Raw genomic sequence first — 18,500 nt, 5'->3', positions numbered from 1 at the left:
TTGCAGCGGTATTTCGCGAAAGGACTTTGGTCATGGACGACATCTCTCCGCAAGCCTTCGTAGATGCCTTACTCGGATATCAGAAGACCGCTGCATTGAAAGCCGCCGTCGCGCTCGATCTGTTCACCGCGATCGAGCATGAAAAAGGCGAACTTGAGCCGATAGCGAAACGCGTGCAGGCCTCCGAGCGCGGCGTTCGCATTTTGTGCGATTACCTGACCGTGCTGGGGCTGCTGCAGAAGCAGATGGGGCGGTATCTGTTGACGCCGTCGACTGCAGCGTTCCTTACGACTTCATCGCCGGCTTGGATGGGAAGCGTTACTGATTTTCTCGCGGCTCCCGAAATGACGGCGCTGTGGCTGGAGGATCCGGTTGCGTTCGTTCGAAACGGCGGCTCCGTAGGGCTGGGCAACATGTCCCCTGACAACCCCGTCTGGGTGAAATTCGCGCGCGCCATGGTGCCCTTTGTGGCGCCAACCGCGCGGGCGGTGGCCGAGCACGTCGGCACATGGCCGGAAGCACCGAAGCGCGTGCTCGACATTGCCGCCGGGCATGGGGTCTTTGGCATTGCGATCGCTCGCGCCTTTCCCGCGGCGGACGTTGTGGCAACCGACTGGCAGGCGGTATTGGAGGTCGCGAAAGAGAACGCTGTCGCGGCCGGTGTAAGCGCGCGCTATCAGACAATCGAGGGCAGCGCGTTTGACGTCGAATGGGGAACGGACTTCGATCTTGTTCTGATCTCGAATTTCCTGCACCACTTCGATCCGCCCACCTGCGTGGGACTGCTCTCGAAAGTGCGCAAGAGCCTCAGGGCCGGAGGGCGAGTGCTCGCGGTGGAGTTCGTGCCTGACGACGATCGCGTCTCGCCGCCCTTCGCCGCGGCATTCTCCTTCATGATGCTCGGATCGACGCCGCGAGGCGATGCATACACCGCGCGTGAGCTCGAGGAGATGGGCCGCGAAGCCGGCTTTTCAAAGATAAGTGTCGCGCCCCTCCCACCGTCGCCCGAGACCCTCGTCGTATTCGAGTAATCGGCGCATCGGCCGCCTTTTCCGACGTCACCGCTCGCCAGGCGGCGGCGCAGCACGGGGCCGAGGCGAGGCCGTTCTCACTGGCGTCGTCCGGCAGAAGATCCGCGCGGCGGTAATCGACCGGCAACGGCCCCTACTCGACCCGCAACGTGCCCTTCATCGTTGGGTGAAATCGACAGAAGTAGGGAAAGTTTCCCTTCTTCGTCGGCTTGAACTGCCATGACTCACCGGGCGCGATGCCCTTAGAGTCGAAGTCCCCGGTTTGCGCGGTCACCGTATGGGGGAAAGGGTCGCGGTTGACCCACACGACCGTCTCGCCCACCTTGACGGTCAGAGTCGGCGGTGAGTATTGCATGCTGTCTATCGTGACCGTGTGGACCGCCGGCTCGGCGCAAACGGTCTGCGCCGAGCCCACCGCCATCCCCAGGCTCAATGCCATCAGCAACGCGATCGATGGTCGTCGCATGGTCTAGTAATAGGACTTGCTGGCCAGTTCGCTTTGGATATGTTTCGCGTGGTCCAAATGCGCGACGAAGGCCGGCCGCACCTTGACCAACAGCGCCTTCAACTCGTCGTTCTTGGCGCTCGGAATGAGGGTTTTGTCCATCACGTCGATCACCGCCTCGTGATAGGCAACTTCGTGGTCGATATACGCGTGATCGAATTTCGCCCCCTTGAGTGCCTTCAGCGACTGGATGTTCGTGTCGCCGCCGGTCTTCAGGCTTTGACTGGTGGGGTTGTCTTCAGGCGTGACTTTCAGCTTCTCGACCAGGGCAACGGCCGACTGGTTCACGCCGGTATGGTCGACGACCATCCGCTTGGCGAACGCTTTCACGTCTTTGCTTGCCGCCTTGGACTCGGCGAGTTTGCCGGCGTCGATATCGACCTGATTCGCCGTGACGACGATGGATGCGATCTGGGCGTCGTTCGGTGCGGCCCCCTGCGCCATGGCAGCTTGCGCCGCACAGGCGAGCATGCCGGATAAGAGAATGCTTGCAATCTTCATGATATGGAACCTCCGTGTCCTACTCCCAGAAAAGTCCCCAGCGAACCCGGTCAGTGCGATCGGACCATTCCGCGCAGGCGGAGAGCGCCGAGAACGTGATGAACCACCGCGTCACAATCCGCCCCTGCGAAACTGAAAGTACTTTGCAGGTAGGGTTTCACTTGTTCGGCCAGTGACTGACGCAGCATCGTGCGAGCCCGGAGAAACCGTGTCTTCACGACGTCGACGCTGACATCCAGGCAGTAGGCCGTTTCGGCGACGCTCATGTCCTCGACCGCTCGCAGGATGAACACGCACCGGTAAATCGCGGGCAGATTTTCGACCGCCGCCTGCAGGATGTCGCGCACTTGGCTTCGCTCGGCCATGACGTCGGGCGAGTCCCCGCTGGAGGTGCGCAAAGCCATGCTGTTCTCCTGTGAATCGTCGCCGGGCGGATCGTCGTAGTCGAGCGCCAGTTCCCTCCGAGCCATCCGGCCTTGCTTGCGTTGCGCCGTCAGGGCGACGTTGATCGTGATACGCGCCAACCAGGTGCTCAATGCGGCCTCACCGCGAAACGACTCGAGGCGGGTGAAGGCATGCAAGTAAGCTTCCTGCACGACGTCCCGGGCTTCATCATCGTTCGACACCACGCCACGCGCCGTGCGAAACAACAAGCGGTTGTTGCGCCGCATGATGGCTTCGAAGGCGGTGGCGTCGCCGGCGCGAGCGCTTGCGAGCAGATCGGCGTCCGTTCGGGCATCAATGGCCGGTGGCATAGGCAGACTCCGTTGGGAACGCGGTTGACGATGATGTTCGTGTTCGCCTATTAGACGCGCGCCACGGCGAAAAGGTGACAAAGAAAGCGGCGGGGGCGGGGGAGGTCTTCGCCTGTCCCTCTGCTGCTACTGAAACGCTCGCTTACGCAGCACAGGAACGTCTTATATAAGACATAAGACATAAGACGTTTGATCTTATCGGACATAAGGACTAAAATCGCGGGAAACGCAGTCTTGGATAACGCCCTGGAGGGCTGAACCCCTCCCCCCGAAACGAATTGCCAGCAGGTCTTCTCATGCTCGAAAACTATCGTGTTCACGTGGCCGCCCGCGCCACGCTTGGTATTCCGCCCCTGCCGCTGACGGCACAGCAGACCGCTGAACTGGTCGAGCTGCTGACCAATCCGCCGGCGGGTGAAGCGGAAACGCTGCTCGACCTCATCACGAACCGCGTGCCCGCCGGGGTGGACGAAGCCGCGCGCGTGAAGGCCGGTTTTCTCGCCGCCGTCGCCAAGGGTGAGACCGCCTGCTCGCTCATCTCGCGCGCCCGTGCGACCGAACTGCTCGGCACCATGCTGGGCGGCTACAACATCCAGCCGCTCATCGAGCTGCTGTCCGACGCCGAAGTCGGCACCGTGGCTGCCGACGCCCTCAAGAAAACGCTCCTGATGTTCGATCAGTTCCACGATGTCAAGGAATTGGCCGACAAGGGCAACGCCAACGCCCGCGCGGTGCTGCAAAGCTGGGCCGACGCCGAATGGTTCACGAGCCGTCCGGAAGTGCCGCAGAGCCTGACCATCACCGTATTCAAGGTGACGGGCGAAACCAACACCGACGACCTGTCGCCGGCACCGGACGCCACCACCCGCCCGGATATTCCGATGCACGCGCTGGCGATGCTCAAGAACGCGCGCCCCGGCATCACCCCGGAAGAAGACGGCAAGCGCGGCCCGATCAAGTTCATCGAGTCGCTCAAGGAAAAGGGCCATCTCGTCGCCTATGTGGGTGACGTGGTCGGCACCGGCTCCTCGCGCAAGTCGGCCACCAACTCGGTGCTATGGTTCACGGGCGAAGACATCCCCTTCATCCCGAACAAGCGCTTCGGCGGCGTGTGTCTGGGCAGCAAGATCGCCCCGATCTTCTACAACACGATGGAAGACGCCGGCGCGCTGCCGATCGAACTCGACGTGTCGAAGATGGAAATGGGCGATGTGGTCGAACTGCGCCCGTACGAAGGCAAGGCCCTCAAGAACGGGGAAGTGATCGCCGAATTCCAGGTCAAGTCCGACGTGCTGTTCGACGAAGTGCGCGCCGGCGGCCGTATTCCGCTGATCATCGGCCGCGGCCTCACGGCCAAGGCGCGCGAAGCGCTGGGCCTGCCCGCGTCGACCCTGTTCCGTCTGCCGCAGCAACCGGTCGACAACGGCCGCGGCTTCTCGCTGGCGCAAAAGATGGTCGGCCGCGCCTGCGGTCTGCCCGAAGGCCAGGGGATCCGCCCGGGCACGTACTGCGAACCGAAGATGACCTCGGTCGGCTCGCAGGACACCACCGGTCCGATGACCCGTGACGAACTCAAGGATCTGGCCTGCCTCGGCTTCTCGGCCGATCTCGTCATGCAATCGTTCTGCCACACCGCCGCCTATCCGAAGCCGGTGGACGTCAAGACGCACCAGACCCTGCCGAACTTCATCAGCACGCGCGGCGGCATTGCGCTGCGTCCGGGCGACGGCGTGATTCACTCGTGGCTCAACCGCATGCTGCTGCCGGACACCGTCGGTACCGGCGGCGACTCGCATACGCGCTTCCCGATCGGCATCAGCTTCCCGGCAGGCTCGGGTTTGGTCGCCTTCGCCGCGGCCACCGGCACGATGCCGCTGGACATGCCGGAATCGGTGCTCGTGCGCTTCAAGGGCAAGATGCAGCCGGGCGTCACGCTGCGCGATCTCGTTAACGCGATTCCGCTGTACGCCATCAAGCAAGGCATGCTGACGGTCGCCAAGCAGGGCAAGAAGAACATCTTCTCCGGCCGCGTGCTCGAAATCGAAGGCCTGCCCGATCTGAAGGTCGAGCAAGCGTTCGAACTCTCAGATGCCTCCGCCGAACGTTCGGCCGCCGGTTGCACGGTGCACCTGAACAAGGAACCGATCATCGAATACCTCAACAGCAACGTCACGCTGCTGAAGTGGATGATTGCGCAGGGCTACCAGGATCCGCGCAGCCTGCAACGCCGCATCGCGGCCATGGAGCAGTGGCTGGCCGATCCGCAACTGCTGTCGCCGGACGCGGATGCCGAGTACGCCGCGGTCATCGAGATCGATCTGGCCGACATCCACGAACCGATCGTGGCCTGCCCGAATGATCCGGACGACGTGAAGACCCTGTCGGACGTGGCCGGCGCGAAGATCGACGAAGTGTTCATCGGGTCGTGCATGACCAACATCGGTCACTTCCGCGCGGCATCGAAGCTGCTCGAAGGCAAGCGCGACATTCCGGTCAAGCTGTGGGTGGCCCCGCCGACGAAGATGGACCAGAAGCAGTTGACCGAAGAAGGTCACTACGGCGTGTTCGGTACGGCGGGTGCGCGTACGGAAATGCCGGGCTGTTCGCTGTGCATGGGTAACCAGGCACAGGTGCGCGAAGGTGCAACGGTCATGTCGACGTCGACCCGCAACTTCCCGAACCGTCTGGGCAAGAACACGAACGTGTATCTCGGCTCGGCGGAACTGGCGGCGATCTGCTCGCGTCTGGGCAAGATTCCGAGCAGGGAAGAGTACATGGCCGACATGGGCGTGCTCGCCACCGACGGCGACAAGATCTACAAGTACATGAACTTCGACCAAATTGAAGACTTCAAGGAAGTCGCCGACACAGTGCAGATGTAAGTTTGATGGCGCGTTACGGTACGTTGGTTGGACCGTAATGCGGGAAGCACTGCGCTATGGCGCCGCGGACTTAAGGTTCGCGGCGCCATTTTTTTATCGATCGCCGAGTTCGAAGCGGTCGCATTCTGGTGTGGTTGTGCGCGCTAAGCGGCTAACCGTTAGTGCGCTGCCGTACCGCTCGCCACGCGAGTTCCGGCGCAGGATCGATTCATCAATGTGGGACTGACCCGCGACGAAATCTTGTAGCCCATAGGGATTCGATAGAAAATCAACGCGCCCAGATCGAAAACGTTGATTTAGATTAACGCTTAAAAAACCGCTGGCGCTTATAGTGCAGGAAATCCGAAGATATCGCGAGTCAAGGAGGGTTCAATGCAACGGCATTCGACTGGCCTCACTCAGATCGTCTGGGTACTCGTATGTCTAATGACAATATGCACCAGACCGGCGATCGCGGTACCTGCGTTTGCGCGTCAGACGGGGATGTCTTGCGTGGCGTGCCATGTCAGTTTTCCTGAACTCACACCGTTCGGGCGATACTTCAAGATGACGGGATATACGTTATCGAACTATGGCACCGTCCCGCTATCTGCGATGTTGCAAGTTTCACAGACCAACACGCGGACTATCGACCAAACGAACTATGATTTCGTCAGAAACGGGGGGCTTGCGGTCCAGCAAGGCAGTCTTTTTTACGCAGGACGCATCTACGACCATGTTGGTGCGTTTGCGCAATGGAGCTATGACGGCATAGCCCATCACAGCGCACTCGACAATACCGATATTCGAGCCGCCGGTCACTTCACTGCAGCGGACGTTGACTTCATCTACGGCATTACGATCAACAATAACCCGACCGTCTCCGATGTGTGGAACAGTACACCGGCTTTCGGTTTTCCCTATGCATCGTCTAGCGTAGGAGTGGCGCCGTTGGCTTCGACGCTTATCGATGGCAGTCTCGCGCAGCAGGTGGTTGGCGCGGCGGCATATGCATTTTGGCAACGAAGCATCTACGTAGAGTTCGGCGCCTATCGAACTGCTGACCAGATTTTCTCCCTGTTCCGCGCGGGGCAGGACACCGCATCGCCCGGAGGCGTGGCGAGACTGAGTGGCGCGGCCCCGTACTGGCGGGTTGCCTACAATCGCGAGTGGGGCGGGCACTCATGGATGCTTGGCGCGATGGGATTGTCCGCCAACAAGTATCCCGACAATACCTTACCTGGCACCCCAACCGACCGTTTTCGTGATTATGCAATTGATACGCAGTATCAATTCCTGACACTGACGCACGCCGTGTCAATGCAGTTCATCTGGATTCACGAACTGCAAGACTGGCGCGCAAGCTTTCCCAGCGGCGGTATTGGAGCCGGCCCCACTCCGGCCAATGAGGCTGACCATCTGGACACGCTCAAAGCGAAGGCATCGTACATCTATCAGCGCAAGTACGGTGGAGCATTGGCCTACTTCTCGACAACCGGCAATCGCGACGTCGGTCTTTATGGGCCTACACCGGTGACGGGGAGCGCCAACGGGCTTCCCGATACACAGGGCGTCATCTTTGAACTCGACTATCTGCCGGTTCCGCAGGTGAAATTCTCCGTGCAGTACACCGCTTTCCTCAAGTTTAACGGGGCGCGTTTCAACTACGACGGAAACGGTAGAAATGCCAGCGATAACAATACGCTTTACTTGCTAGGCTGGTTCATGTTCTGAGCACGCTTGCATCCATCCGAATGGGAGAGTTCCTCATGAGCGCTGAACGTTCTACCCTCAGGGAATGGTCGCTGACGCTTCTCGCGGTTTGTATTGCCGGGCTCAGCCAAACGGCCTTTGGGCAAAACGCGGAAAAGCTGGCGGCCCAACTGTGCGCCACATGCCATGGCGTAAGTGGTCGTAGCGAGTCGCCAATGTTTCCGCGACTGGATGCACAAACGCCCCCGTATCTCGAAGCACAATTGAAGGGATTCCGGAATCATGCTCGGGGAGAGAGCGATGCCCGAGCGTATATGTGGGGTATCGCCTCACAATTGGACGATGGCACAATTTCGGCATTAGCCGAGTATTACGGACATCAAAACGCGCCTCCAGGCGCTGCCGGCGCTCACGACCAGATGGCGATGGGCAAGGACATATTCGAGCACGGCGTTGCAGCGCAAGGGGTACCCGCCTGCGCGGCGTGCCATGGCCCGCATGCCGAAGGTAATGGCACATTCCCTCGCTTGGCCGGGCAGCATCAGGCCTACCTGCTGCGGCAGATTGAGGTGTTCAAGGCCGGCACGCGAGCCAACGCGCCCATGATGAGCGCAGTGGCGCACACGTTGACGGATATACAAGCGAAGGCAGTCGCGGCATACCTACAGTCCCAGTAATACCGCTATGACGATTTGGCGTTCGTGGCCGCCCCGAGCCGGCCGACGTTCCCAAGGTGCTCATCATGGCAACACCTCCGAATGGATCTTGTCATTCCTTGAAGTGTTGCGCGCCTCGAACGCTACAGCCGAGTGCTACTCAAATCGGGGAGACGTCGCCGAGACGCACGGCGAACAAATCGCGGCTGTTTCAATGAGGCTTCCGGCTTGAGCAGCCAGGCGAGACGCATATCAGCGCACTCATGCATTCAATTCGGCGATGATGCGCTCCGCGAGAAAATCGCAGGGTTGTCGGTTGGACGTCACACTTCGCGCAAGCACGATCTCGAGCGTGCCAATCTCCGGCAGACCATGCGCCGCCCCGAGCAACGTGAAATCAGACGGCACGGCACATCGCGCCAGCGGAGTAATGGCGAGGCCGGCGCGGGCCATCGTCAGCAGGCCCAGCAGGCTCGGACTCTCATACGACGTTCGATAGGCGATCTTTGCGCGCTCCAGACTCCGAATCGCCTTCTCGCGTGCCACGCTGCCCGGCAAGAACACCGCGATGGGCAGTGGCCGCTCTCGCCAAATGTCTGTCGCGCCCGGGGCGGCGGCCCACACCATCGGCTCGTGCCGCAAGAAATCGCCGGTCAGTCCTTTAACCCGCGTTGCGCATACGAGGTCCACCGTGCCGTCGCGCAGCATCGGCGCCAGCGCAACGCTGGGCAGGCCAATCACCTGGATTTCGACCTTGGGGTAGCTGGCCGAGAATTTCTTGAGAATCGGCGGGAAGAGCGACGACGCGTAATCGTCCGGCACACCGATCACCACGCGGCCCGTCACGTCCGGCCGCACAACCGCTGCCCAGGCCTCGTCGCGAAGTGCAATGATCCGCCGCGCGTACGCCAGGAGCACCTCTCCGTCTTGCGTCGGCACCACGCTGCGCGGCTTGCGCACGAAGAGCGCTTTGCCAAGGGCCGATTCCAGCGCCTTGATCTGCATGCTCACCGCCGATTGCGAGCGATGCACGAGATCGGCGGCGCGGCTGATCGTGCCCGTATCGGCAACGGCAACGATCATGGTGAGAACGCCAACGTCGAGGGCTTTCATCTCGGTACTCATGGGCATTGGCTCGCGTAGATGCATCAGAAAAACTGAAAGATTGCATCAATATTATGCGATTTTCTTTTCCATTGCATTGGCGCAAAGTTTGGGAAAACGGAGTCTTGACCATGAATGCCCACACGCCCCTGACGACGCTGGCCCTTGCCGGTGTGCAGCCGCAACCCAATTTTGCGGCCATTGCGTCAGGCGCCTCGGTGCCCTACGTGGAAGCCGGAAGCGGCGAGCCGATGGTCTTTGTGCACGGATCGTTGTGCGATTACCGCTACTGGGATCCTCAGCTTGCCGCGTTGTCGGCGCACTTCCACTGTTTCGCGCCGAGCCTGGGTCACTATTGGCCGGAGACGCACGCGTTCGGGCATGGTGACTTTAGTTGGGAAGCGCACGTGGTGGAGATGGCGGAGTTCATCGAGGCGCTGGGCCTTGGCGCAGTGCATCTGGTTGGCCACTCGCGTGGCGGCTGCGTGGCGTTTCATCTGGCCCGCCAATACCCGCATCTGGTGAAGACGCTCACGCTGGCCGACCCCGGCGGTCCGTTGCAGATGACGCCGAACGCGGAGACCGGTAAATTGCCGCCCGCTACGCAATTGCTGAGAGCCACGGCCGCCGAGTTGATCGAGCAAGGCAAATTCGACGCCGGCCTGAACCTGTTTGTGGACTCGGTCACCCTGCCGGGCTTCTGGAGCAAGAGCACCCAGAGCTTCCGCAGGATGGCGCTGGACAATGCGGTAACGCTCCCGAAGCAGTTGCGCGATCCGCTGCCCGCCTATACCCCCGAAGCCGCCCGCGACATCCAGTGCCGGACGCTGTTGATCGATGGGCAGAAGAGCCCGCGCATGTTCCGGAACACCGTCGAGCGACTTCAGGCGTGGATCGGACACGCTGAACGTCAAACCATCGCTGGTGCCTCGCACGGCATGAACATCGCTAACCCTGGCGCATTCAATCGGGCGCTTGTGCAATTGGCTGGGTAGTGATCCCAAGCATAGCTATCAGCGGCATGCACCGCTGATAGGCCGGCTTGCTGGGCACCTGGTGTGCATCGTGGCAGGGCTTCCCCGCGCTTAGCAAAGCGCCTTGGGCTAGAGATCTCTGCACATAGATTGTGTGCGTTAATCCGCCCGGAGAGTTCTTTCGCCGTTCCTCGTTATCCTCGCCTCGCGAATCCTCAATCGCGCCGCGGGCATGTCCCCCATTGGCCAGCGGCGCGCTAAAACATACTGAGCTTGTGCACCGGCAGAGGAATTCTCTGGGTCGCGCAGCGCACTCGCGGAGCAACGCGGTCAAACGCGCCTGCCTGATGAATCAGGCGGCGCGTCAACTGTCACGATGCTTGAGCGACGTCATACTGAGATGACAGGTAACGCCGGATATCGTCAGGCGCATTGATGAAGCGTGTTCCGTTGTAGTCCTGAACGGCGACGCCCCCGTCCTTCGGAGCCCGCCCTTCGCCAAGCACGATCACGGGAGCCGACTGGTTGTCTGCGCCGATCAGTTCGATGATCGCCTTGCGCGGGCGCGGCGCATCGATGTACTCCACATCAACCGAGTCGCGAAGCTGGGGGCAGAAACTCAACAAACCCTCGACAGATACCGAGTCGCCGCAATAGAACGGGCCCTCAGCCTCCTTGAAGAAGCCCGGACGAAGAATGAACAGTTTGTCTTTCATGGTTGTCTCGCTGTAGGTGAATGTGAAAAATTGCAGTCATGGGTGAAGCGATGCGCCCGCATGCCGTGTCACAAACGGAAGAATCGATACGCACATTCCACGGCGCCCTAGCGGTATCGCGACCGTTCAGGCTTCCATTTGTGTCAGGGTGGCGACGCGCAGCCTCTCGAATCCGGCCTCTAGGTCGGCAATCATGTCGTCGGGATTTTCGAGGCCCGCGTGAATCCGCAGCAGTGGACCCTTCCACGGCCACGTTGTCGCCGTGCGATAGCTCGACGGGCTGGAACGGAGGATCAGGCTTTCGAAGCCGCCCCAGCTATAGCCCATACCGAAACAGGTCATGCCATCGAGCATCGACCGAATCGATTCATCGGATTGCGGATGCAGCACGACGCCGAACAGGCCACACGCCCCCGTGAAGTCGCGTCGCCATAGGGCGTGCCCAGGCGAGCCCGGTCGGGCGGGATAAAGGATCTCGGCGACTTCCGGTTGCTTTGCAAGCCACTCGGTCACCGCGTGCGCGTTGCGCTGGTGCCGCTCGAGCCGGACGGACAACGTGCGCAGGCCGCGCAACGCGAGATATGCGTCATCGCCGCTCACGGTCATGCCGAGCTGCCGGTAGAGATGGTTGATCTTCGGATACAGCGCTTCGGTTGTGAGAATCGCGCCCATCATCACGTCGGAGTGTCCGCTGATGTACTTGGTCGCTGCATGAATAGAGACGTCAACGCCGTGCTCGAACGAGCGGAAATGCAGCGGCGTGGCCCAAGTGTTGTCCATCATCACGATCGCGTCGTGCCGATGCGCGATCTGGCTGATCGCCGGGATGTCCTGTACCTCGAACGTCAGCGAGCCTGGCGACTCGACGAACACCGCACGCGTGTTCGGACGCATCAAGGCCGCAATGTCCGCGCCAATCGCAGGATCGTAGTACGTCGTTTCGATACCAAGGCGGGCGAGCGTCCCCGCACAGAACGAGCGGGTTGGATCATAGACAGAGTCCGTCATCAGCAGATGATCGCCGGGATTGAGCACGGCGAGCAGCGACGTCGTGATTGCGCTGAGTCCGCTCGGCGTGAGCAGGGCGCGGTGCGCCCCTTCGAGGCGGGCGAGCGTGCGCTCGAGCGAACGCGTAGTCGGGCTGCCACCGCGCCCATAAGCGTTCGGCGTACCGCTTGCCACCTTCAGCGCTTCGATGCTCTCAAAGAGCAACGTCGACTGCCGGTAGACGGGCGGATTCACCGGTACGCCGAGTTGGCTGTGCGAGCGGCCTTCGTGGGCCAGGATTGTGTCGGTTGAGTGCTGGGTGTTCAAGGCGCCATCCTCTGTTCATCTGTTCGGTCGGGGAAAACGGCGTGGTGAAAGCGCATCGCCGCCACCGCTGTTCTTGAAGCCATGTTAATTGCGCGCAGACGAAAATTGTTTTTAAAAAATGTCGTCAATATCGCTATGATTGGAAATTATTTCTAGATAGGAGACAACATGGACAAACGCGATGTTCAAATTCTCACGCTGCTTCAGAAAGACGCGACGATTGGTCTGAATGACTTGGCCAAGGCAGTGAGCCTGTCGCCGACGCCATGCTGGCGTCGGCTGCAAAAGCTTCGCGATGAAGGCGTAATTCAGCAGCAGGTCGTGCTGTGCGATCCGGCAAAGCTGAATCTGGGACTGACCGCGTTTGTGACCGTACGCTCCAACCAGCATGGCGACGCGTGGACGAGGCGTTTCGTCGAAGGCGTGTGCTCGATCCCGGAGATCGTCGAGATCTATCGGATGAGCGGCGATGTCGATTACCTGCTGAAGGTTGTCGTGCCGGATATCGCCGGATATGACAGCGTCTACAAGCGGCTGATCAAGTGCGTCGAGATGATGGACGTGAGCTCGGCGTTCGCGATGGAGGTCATTAAACGGACAACCGCGCTTCCGCTCAGTTACGTTCCGGGGGCCTGACGCGAACGCGCCGTCTGTCGATGTCTGTCGACAGACGGCGCAACATTCACGATGGCCGTGAGGCTGCGGGGTATACGTCAAGAATACTGCGCGTCAGCCTGCTCGCAACGCGTCGCGATAGGCGAACAGCGCAGGTGCGCCGCCGGTGTGCAGGAACAGCACCGGATCGCTTCCGTCAAAACGGCCGCGCGCGACTCCGTCGATCAGGCCAGCCATCGCCTTGCCAGTGTAGACGGGGTCGAGTAGTAGTCCTTCCGTTTCGGCGAGCAGTCTGACCGCGTCGATGCAGGCGTCGTTCGGTTCTCCGTAGCGCGGCGCGAAGTACTCGTCCCATAGATTGATGCGCGTGCCGGGCGGCATCTCGATGTCGAGCAATTCGCTCGTTCGGTCGACGAGATTTTGCACCTTCGGACGCTGTGCTGCGTCCGTGCGCGACACGGTGACACCGACCACAGGTGTCGCCGGAAGCGCATGCGCGAGCGCAACCACGAGGCCCGCGTGCGTGCCGGCACTGCCCGACGCCAGTACGACGCTCGAGAACGTGAGCCCGGTTGCGGTTATCTGCTGCTCGAGTTCGAGACCTGCGCGCACGTAGCCGAGTGCGCCGAGCGCATTCGACCCTCCGATCGGAATCACGTACGGACGGCGACCTTCATCCCGCAGGCGCTGTGCCGTCGCTTCGAGCAGTCGGTCCGCGTCGTCGAGGCCGTCGACGTCGATGACGCGAACGCGAAACAGATCGAGCAGCAGGCGATTGCCGCTGCGCAAATAGTCGTCGCGATCGGTCCCGATCGGATTCTCCAATAGGGCGACGCATTCGAGGCCGAGCTGTGCGGCAAGCGCCGCGGTCTGCCTGACGTGATTCGATTGGATGGCCCCGGCGGTCACCAACACATCGGCCTTCTGCCGGATCGCATCAGCCGCGAGAAACTCAAGCTTGCGCAGTTTGTTGCCGCCCATGGCGAGCGACGTGAAGTCATCGCGCTTGACGTAGATGTCGCGACCCAAGCGGGCTGAGAGACGCGATAACCGCTGGAGAGGTGTTGCCGTTTCGATCAGGTTCAAGCGGGCAAAAGTCTCGAGTCTGGCGGAAAGATTTGTCGTTTTCATACGGGGAACGGCACGGTGTGGGGGTGACGCGGGCTGGCGGCCGACGGCGTTTGGCGGGTCAATGCAGAATCTTGTCCAGAAAGTCCCGCGCCCGCTCGGCACGTGGCGTATTGAAGAACGCATCGCTCGTCGCATCTTCGACGATTACGCCGCGATCCATGAAGAGCACGCGGTGCGCGACCTTGCGGGCGAAACCCATCTCGTGTGTGACGCATATCATCGTCATCCCTTCGCGTGCAAGCTCGACCATCACGTCGAGCACCTCGTTGATCATTTCCGGATCGAGTGCCGACGTCGGTTCATCGAACAGCATCGCCACCGGATTCATCGACAACGCGCGAGCAATTGCCACGCGCTGTTGTTGGCCACCCGACAGTTGGCCCGGGTACTTCTGCGCGTGTGCCTTAAGTCCGACGCGCTCTAGCAGGGATAGTGCAGTGCTGTGGGCCTCATCTCGCGATCGGCGCAGCACCTTGGTCTGGGCGAGCGTGAGATTGTCGAGCACGGACAGGTGCGGAAACAACTCGAAATGCTGAAACACCATGCCGACCCGCGCTCTCAGCTTCGACAGTTTGACCGCCGGATCGTCGAGACGCACACCGTCGACGGTGATGCAGCCCTTCTGGAAAGGTTCGAGGCCATTGATGGTTTTGATGAGCGTTGACTTGCCCGACCCAGACGGGCCGCAGACGACGACAACTTCGCCTTTCGAGACCTCGGCGCTGCAATCTTCGAGGACCTGATGCTTGCCATACCACTTGGATACGCTGTCGAGAGAAATCATGTTCGGACTCTTAGTCATTGGCTGAAGTTACGGATTCAGTGGCTTGAAGGTAGCGCGCAGCGCGCTTCGACCACTCCTTGCAGCCGGGCAAGCACCGTACTCAGTACCCAGTAAATCGCAGCGGCAGTCAAATAGAGCGGCAGCGGCTGGAACGTCGACGCGATGGCTTCCTGGGTCGAACGCAGCAATTCCGTTACCGTGATGACCGAGACGAGCGACGTATCCTTGATCAGGCTGATGAGCGTATTGCCGAGGCTCGGCACGGCAAGGCGTAGCGCCTGCGGGCACACGACGTGGCGCAGCGTCTGCAGGTGGGTCAGGCCGAGGCTGTGCGACGCGGCCCACTGGCCACGGCCGATGCCAAGGATCGCGCCACGCATGCTCTCGGACAGATAGGCGCCGGTATTGAGCGTTAGCGTGAGAATGCCGGCCGTGGTTGGGTCGAGCGAAATTCCGATATCGGGAAGGCCGTAGTACACGACGAAAATCTGCACGAGCAGCGGCGTGCCGCGCATCAAGCTGACGTAGCCTTGTGCGATGCCGGACAAGGTCCGACTGTTACCGATCCGCATGATGGCGACCACGAGTCCTACGATCAATCCCAGCACCATCGAAGCGACGGCGAACTTCAACGTGAGTACTGCGCCCATCGCCATAACGGGGAGCATATGCACGATCAGATGGAAGGCGTCCATGAATTTGTCTCCTGGCCATTGTTAGACGCATCTGCACGGCACGTGCAGATGCGCGTATGTATCTGATGGGTTATTGCGGCGTCGGAGTCGTCGTGTCGGTGCCGAACCACTGCATGGAAAGCTTCTTCAGCGTGCCATCCTGACGCATCGTGCCGATTGCGTCGTTGACCGCTTTCGCAAATTTTGGATTGCCCTTGCGGAACGGAATGCCCATCTCGGTCTCGCCTCCGGGAATGCTTTCGCCTGGGCGCAATGGCAGATGAGAATTCTTGATCAGGTATTTGATCATCAGGCGGTCGTTGAGCGCCGCGTCGATTCGGCCGGCAGCCAGATCGCTGAGATTTTCGGGTGTGCCCGGGTAGACCTGCAGATTGACCGCGCGATTGGTCTTCACGAGGTCGACGTAATTGCTTCCCATCGTTACGCCGACTTTGAGACCTTTCAGGTCCTCAAGCGATTTGAACTGGCGCGTATCGTTTCGCCGCTGCAGGAGCGTTGCCGCCGAGTAGATGTACGGCTCACTGAAGTCGAGTACCTGCTTGCGAGCCGGGGTAATCCCGACCTGGTTGACAATCACATCGAACTTACCGGCCTGAAGACCGGCGAGTATCCCGCTCCATTCCGTCGTGATGAATTCGGGCTTGACGCCGAGGCGAGCCGCGACGGCCTTCGCCACCTCGACGTCGAATCCCTCAAGTTGCCCATCGTTGTTGCGGTAGTCGAAAGGCGGGTAGGTGCCTTCCATTGCGATCCGCAAGACGCCAGCATGCTTGACGGTGTCGAGCAGATCGGTTGCGTGGGCGGAGGTGGCCACGACGCAGCAGAGAAGTGTGGCGGCAAGTACTGGCTTGAACCGCGACTTGAGTCCCTTCATTTTTGTCTCCGTTGATGTAGTTCGTTTAATTGTTCAGCGAGCGGCATCGCGTCAACGCCGGTGTTCGTGGGGAGCAGGGACACAGTCAAGCCGGCGCCGCGGTCAGTCCATTCGGCAATCGCAAATGTCGATCGACTGAAGACAAGCTTAATTCTGTCAAAATGGAAAGTGTTTCCAAAAACATGCGAACTTCGCGCGCTTCGTGAGGAATATTTTCTAGCGCCGGACAATGTTGCAAAACCCCTCTGCTGCGGTTGCAACGGAATGACGTCGGGTGTCACCGTTGAGCAGCGCAGTGCGCCTGGCGCGGGGTTCGAGGTAAAGACGAGCGCAATTCGATGCCGGACACTGATGATCGACGGGCAGAAGAGCCCGCCTATGCCAGCGTGAAACTCGAAACACCTCCGAGCAGCTTTCCGGCCTGATCTCGCACCGTTTCAGTCGCTGCAGCGGATTTTCGCGCGAGGGATGCGCTGTGTTGCGTGACCACATCGCTCTGCGACAACGCACGTGACAGCGCTTCGACGCCGTTGCGTTGCTCCTCAGACTCGGACGCGATCTTTCGTAGCACGCCATCAACTTATCGAACGGTATTGCGTATCTCGTCGACGCGCACGCCTGCCACGCCCGCCTGCGTTACTCCCTGCCGAACGTACGCCGACCAGCATTTCGATGTCCCGCGTCGCGTTGCCGACAGCGCGACATCGTCGTCTCGGCAATATCTGAAGATTAGATATCTGTTTTTCTTTCCGGTATCTATCGTCGTTGAATCTCGCTTCCTTATATTTCGGGATCGAATATCTCCGGTCCAGCGACGCTATCCGCCATGCGTACTTTCCCGGAGGCGCCAGCAAGTCTCTTGCCAATTTAACTAGATATCTAATATAGTTAGCAAAACCTGCTGATGAAGGCGACCTGTCGCCGGGAGACATGACATGCTGACCCACCAAGAGAACGAATTGCTGTGCCGCGTCGAAGGGGATGCCCCGATGGGCCAACTGATGCGCCGACACTGGACGCCGGTTTGCCTGATCGAAGAAGTCGCCGAGCCGGATGGCGCGCCGGTAAAGGCGCGCGTATTTGGCGAGGATCTCGTCGTATTCCGTGACTCGGAAGGCCGCGTTGGGGTGCTGGACGAGTACTGCCCGCACCGTCGCGCATCGCTCGTCTACGGCCGCAATGAAGACGGCGGCCTGCGCTGCCTGTATCACGGCTGGAAGTTCGATGTCGGGGGCAACGTGCTCGAAATGGTGTCCGAGCCGGCGACGAGCTGCATGGCCAACAAGGTCAAGCACAAGGCCTACCCGGTGCGGGAATGGGGCGGCATGGTGTGGGCGTATATGGGCCCGCAAGACGCCATCCCCGACTTCCAGCCGCCGGCCTGGGCACCGACCGCCGACACCCGCGTAAGCATCGCGAAAGCACTGCTGCCGTGCAACTGGGCGCAGATCCTCGAAGGCGCGATCGACTCCGCACACAGCTCCAGCCTGCATTCGTCCGACTTCGTTCCGGCACGCGTCGGCGGCGCCGAAGGGACCGACAAGAACTGGCTGCGCCCCTCCACCGACAAGGCCCCGCGCCTGCAGGTCGAGCGTACCGACTACGGCTTCCGTTATGCCGCGCTGCGCCGCCCGATCTTCAACGCCGGCACGCACGACTACGTGCGCTCGACGGTGTTCGTGGCGCCGGGCACGGTGCTGATTCCCCCGAACAATCTCTACAACGTTGCGAACATCAACGTGCCGATGGACGACACGAACACGGCGTTCTACTTCATCGCCTGGGGCGATCCGGAGACGACACCGGAAACTGAAACCTGGCGCAAGTTCCTGCGTCAGCAGATCGGCATCGATCTCGACCAGCACTATCGCCCGCTGCGCAATCACGACAACCGCTTCTGGCAGGAACGCCAGGCGATGAAGGCCGGCAATTTCACGGGCATTTCGGGCTTCCCCAACCAGGACATCGCCATGTGGGTCACGATGGGTCCGATCGCTGACCGCTCTGACGAGCGTCTCGGGGCAAGCGATCTCGCGATCGTCGAATTCCGGCGCCGCATGCTCGACGCACTCGCGGAATTCGACAAGGACGGCAACGCCATTGGCACCGGTGCGAAGGCGATTCCCCAGGACACATGCTCGTACCAGGCCGTCGTGCCGAAGGAAATCGACTGGCGCACGTATGCCGCGCGTTACGTCAGCAAGCGGAACCCGGAACTCGCCGACCAGCCGGCCGCGCTCGCAACGGACTATCAGGTCAAGCAATAACGGG

General features: G+C 60.8%; 17 protein-coding genes. 7 read left to right on the top strand and 10 right to left on the bottom strand.

The features are described 5' to 3' along the window. The first annotated feature begins 32 nt into the window (after nucleotides 1-32). Nucleotides 33-1,031, top strand: coding sequence for a methyltransferase (locus A985_RS0100410; protein ID WP_017231461.1), 999 nt, complete (start codon nucleotides 33-35; stop codon nucleotides 1,029-1,031). Between the two features lie 133 nt (nucleotides 1,032-1,164). Here the strand turns inward: A985_RS0100410 and A985_RS0100405 are convergent, their stop codons facing one another. The 3 genes from A985_RS0100405 to A985_RS0100395 are packed head-to-tail and all read right to left on the bottom strand — an operon-like array spanning nucleotide 1,165 to nucleotide 2,792. Continuing rightward, entirely contained in the window at nucleotides 1,165-1,470 is a 306-nt protein-coding gene (locus tag A985_RS0100405) for a cupredoxin family copper-binding protein (RefSeq protein WP_017231460.1), read from the bottom strand. 30 nt (nucleotides 1,471-1,500) lie between these two features. Beyond that, a complete protein-coding gene (locus tag A985_RS0100400) occupies nucleotides 1,501-2,037 on the bottom strand; it encodes a DUF4142 domain-containing protein (RefSeq protein WP_017231459.1) in 537 nt (178 codons plus the stop codon). 50 nt (nucleotides 2,038-2,087) lie between these two features. Beyond that, nucleotides 2,088-2,792 carry an RNA polymerase sigma factor gene (locus A985_RS0100395; RefSeq protein ID WP_017231458.1) on the bottom strand — a complete coding sequence of 235 codons (705 nt, stop codon included), beginning with the start codon at nucleotides 2,790-2,792 and terminating at the stop codon, nucleotides 2,088-2,090. A 296-nt stretch (nucleotides 2,793-3,088) separates the two neighbouring features. Between A985_RS0100395 and acnB the strand changes: the two genes are divergently transcribed. From acnB to A985_RS0100380, 3 genes are all read left to right on the top strand, one after another. Then, nucleotides 3,089-5,674, top strand: coding sequence for a bifunctional aconitate hydratase 2/2-methylisocitrate dehydratase (gene acnB, locus A985_RS0100390; protein WP_017231457.1), 2,586 nt, complete (start codon nucleotides 3,089-3,091; stop codon nucleotides 5,672-5,674). Nucleotides 5,675-6,220: 546 nt separating this feature from the next. Then, a complete protein-coding gene (locus A985_RS0100385; RefSeq protein WP_232424477.1) occupies nucleotides 6,221-7,387 on the top strand; it encodes a cytochrome C in 1,167 nt (388 codons plus the stop codon). 35 nt (nucleotides 7,388-7,422) lie between these two features. After that, nucleotides 7,423-8,043, top strand: a complete 621-nt coding sequence (locus tag A985_RS0100380; protein ID WP_051060033.1) for a cytochrome c — start codon at nucleotides 7,423-7,425, stop codon at nucleotides 8,041-8,043. Between the two features lie 240 nt (nucleotides 8,044-8,283). On the opposite strand, the gene A985_RS0100375 is transcribed toward A985_RS0100380, so the two are convergent. Then, nucleotides 8,284-9,135, bottom strand: coding sequence for a LysR substrate-binding domain-containing protein (locus A985_RS0100375; RefSeq protein WP_017231454.1), 852 nt, complete (start codon nucleotides 9,133-9,135; stop codon nucleotides 8,284-8,286). Nucleotides 9,136-9,257: 122 nt separating this feature from the next. Here A985_RS0100375 and A985_RS0100370 point away from each other — a divergent pair, with 122 nt between their 5' ends. Continuing rightward, nucleotides 9,258-10,121: an alpha/beta fold hydrolase gene (locus tag A985_RS0100370; protein ID WP_017231453.1), complete on the top strand. Its 864-nt coding sequence runs from the start codon at nucleotides 9,258-9,260 to the stop codon at nucleotides 10,119-10,121. A gap of 350 nt (nucleotides 10,122-10,471) precedes the next feature. Here A985_RS0100370 and A985_RS0100365 read toward each other — a convergent pair whose 3' ends face one another. Together A985_RS0100365 and metC are read right to left on the bottom strand one after the other, a co-directional pair. Continuing rightward, nucleotides 10,472-10,816 carry a DUF3088 domain-containing protein gene (locus A985_RS0100365; RefSeq protein ID WP_017231452.1) on the bottom strand — a complete coding sequence of 115 codons (345 nt, stop codon included), beginning with the start codon at nucleotides 10,814-10,816 and terminating at the stop codon, nucleotides 10,472-10,474. A 126-nt stretch (nucleotides 10,817-10,942) separates the two neighbouring features. Next, nucleotides 10,943-12,130, bottom strand: a complete 1,188-nt coding sequence (gene metC / locus A985_RS0100360; protein ID WP_017231451.1) for a cystathionine beta-lyase — start codon at nucleotides 12,128-12,130, stop codon at nucleotides 10,943-10,945. Nucleotides 12,131-12,298: 168 nt separating this feature from the next. Between metC and A985_RS0100355 the strand changes: the two genes are divergently transcribed. Beyond that, entirely contained in the window at nucleotides 12,299-12,766 is a 468-nt protein-coding gene (locus A985_RS0100355; protein WP_017231450.1) for an Lrp/AsnC family transcriptional regulator, read from the top strand. A 93-nt stretch (nucleotides 12,767-12,859) separates the two neighbouring features. Here A985_RS0100355 and A985_RS0100350 read toward each other — a convergent pair whose 3' ends face one another. The 4 genes from A985_RS0100350 to A985_RS0100335 form a co-directional block, all read right to left on the bottom strand. Next, the gene (locus A985_RS0100350) at nucleotides 12,860-13,876 is read right to left on the bottom strand and encodes a D-cysteine desulfhydrase (RefSeq protein WP_026131496.1); all 1,017 of its coding nucleotides are present in this window, start codon (nucleotides 13,874-13,876) and stop codon (nucleotides 12,860-12,862) included. Nucleotides 13,877-13,934: 58 nt separating this feature from the next. Continuing rightward, complete coding sequence (locus A985_RS0100345) at nucleotides 13,935-14,660, bottom strand: amino acid ABC transporter ATP-binding protein (protein WP_017231448.1); 726 nt, start codon at nucleotides 14,658-14,660, stop codon at nucleotides 13,935-13,937. A 35-nt stretch (nucleotides 14,661-14,695) separates the two neighbouring features. Next, a complete protein-coding gene (locus tag A985_RS0100340; protein ID WP_017231447.1) occupies nucleotides 14,696-15,355 on the bottom strand; it encodes an amino acid ABC transporter permease in 660 nt (219 codons plus the stop codon). Nucleotides 15,356-15,425: 70 nt separating this feature from the next. Further along, complete coding sequence (locus A985_RS0100335) at nucleotides 15,426-16,229, bottom strand: transporter substrate-binding domain-containing protein (protein WP_017231446.1); 804 nt, start codon at nucleotides 16,227-16,229, stop codon at nucleotides 15,426-15,428. Nucleotides 16,230-17,164: 935 nt separating this feature from the next. On the opposite strand from A985_RS0100335, the gene A985_RS0100330 reads away from it, so the two are divergent. Then, a complete protein-coding gene (locus A985_RS0100330; protein WP_017231445.1) occupies nucleotides 17,165-18,496 on the top strand; it encodes a Rieske 2Fe-2S domain-containing protein in 1,332 nt (443 codons plus the stop codon). The last annotated feature ends 4 nt before the right edge of the window (nucleotides 18,497-18,500 follow it).

Source organism: Pandoraea sp. B-6, from assembly GCF_000282835.1.
GTDB classification, from domain to species: domain Bacteria; phylum Pseudomonadota; class Gammaproteobacteria; order Burkholderiales; family Burkholderiaceae; genus Pandoraea; species Pandoraea cepalis.
Note: the sequence above shows the minus strand (reverse complement) of the source record. Positions and strands in the feature narration are given on the sequence as shown.

Coding starts and splice junctions, on each gene's coding strand:
- A985_RS0100410 (WP_017231461.1), top strand. CDS start 33: ATGGACGACATCTCTCCGCAAGCCTTCGTAGATGCCTTACTCGGATAT.
- A985_RS0100405 (WP_017231460.1), bottom strand. CDS start 1,470: ATGGCATTGAGCCTGGGGATGGCGGTGGGCTCGGCGCAGACCGTTTGC.
- A985_RS0100400 (WP_017231459.1), bottom strand. CDS start 2,037: ATGAAGATTGCAAGCATTCTCTTATCCGGCATGCTCGCCTGTGCGGCG.
- A985_RS0100395 (WP_017231458.1), bottom strand. CDS start 2,792: ATGCCACCGGCCATTGATGCCCGAACGGACGCCGATCTGCTCGCAAGC.
- acnB (WP_017231457.1), top strand. CDS start 3,089: ATGCTCGAAAACTATCGTGTTCACGTGGCCGCCCGCGCCACGCTTGGT.
- A985_RS0100385 (WP_232424477.1), top strand. CDS start 6,221: ATGACGGGATATACGTTATCGAACTATGGCACCGTCCCGCTATCTGCG.
- A985_RS0100380 (WP_051060033.1), top strand. CDS start 7,423: ATGAGCGCTGAACGTTCTACCCTCAGGGAATGGTCGCTGACGCTTCTC.
- A985_RS0100375 (WP_017231454.1), bottom strand. CDS start 9,135: ATGAAAGCCCTCGACGTTGGCGTTCTCACCATGATCGTTGCCGTTGCC.
- A985_RS0100370 (WP_017231453.1), top strand. CDS start 9,258: ATGAATGCCCACACGCCCCTGACGACGCTGGCCCTTGCCGGTGTGCAG.
- A985_RS0100365 (WP_017231452.1), bottom strand. CDS start 10,816: ATGAAAGACAAACTGTTCATTCTTCGTCCGGGCTTCTTCAAGGAGGCT.
- A985_RS0100355 (WP_017231450.1), top strand. CDS start 12,299: ATGGACAAACGCGATGTTCAAATTCTCACGCTGCTTCAGAAAGACGCG.
- A985_RS0100350 (WP_026131496.1), bottom strand. CDS start 13,876: ATGAAAACGACAAATCTTTCCGCCAGACTCGAGACTTTTGCCCGCTTG.
- A985_RS0100345 (WP_017231448.1), bottom strand. CDS start 14,660: ATGATTTCTCTCGACAGCGTATCCAAGTGGTATGGCAAGCATCAGGTC.
- A985_RS0100340 (WP_017231447.1), bottom strand. CDS start 15,355: ATGGACGCCTTCCATCTGATCGTGCATATGCTCCCCGTTATGGCGATG.
- A985_RS0100335 (WP_017231446.1), bottom strand. CDS start 16,229: ATGAAGGGACTCAAGTCGCGGTTCAAGCCAGTACTTGCCGCCACACTT.
- A985_RS0100330 (WP_017231445.1), top strand. CDS start 17,165: ATGCTGACCCACCAAGAGAACGAATTGCTGTGCCGCGTCGAAGGGGAT.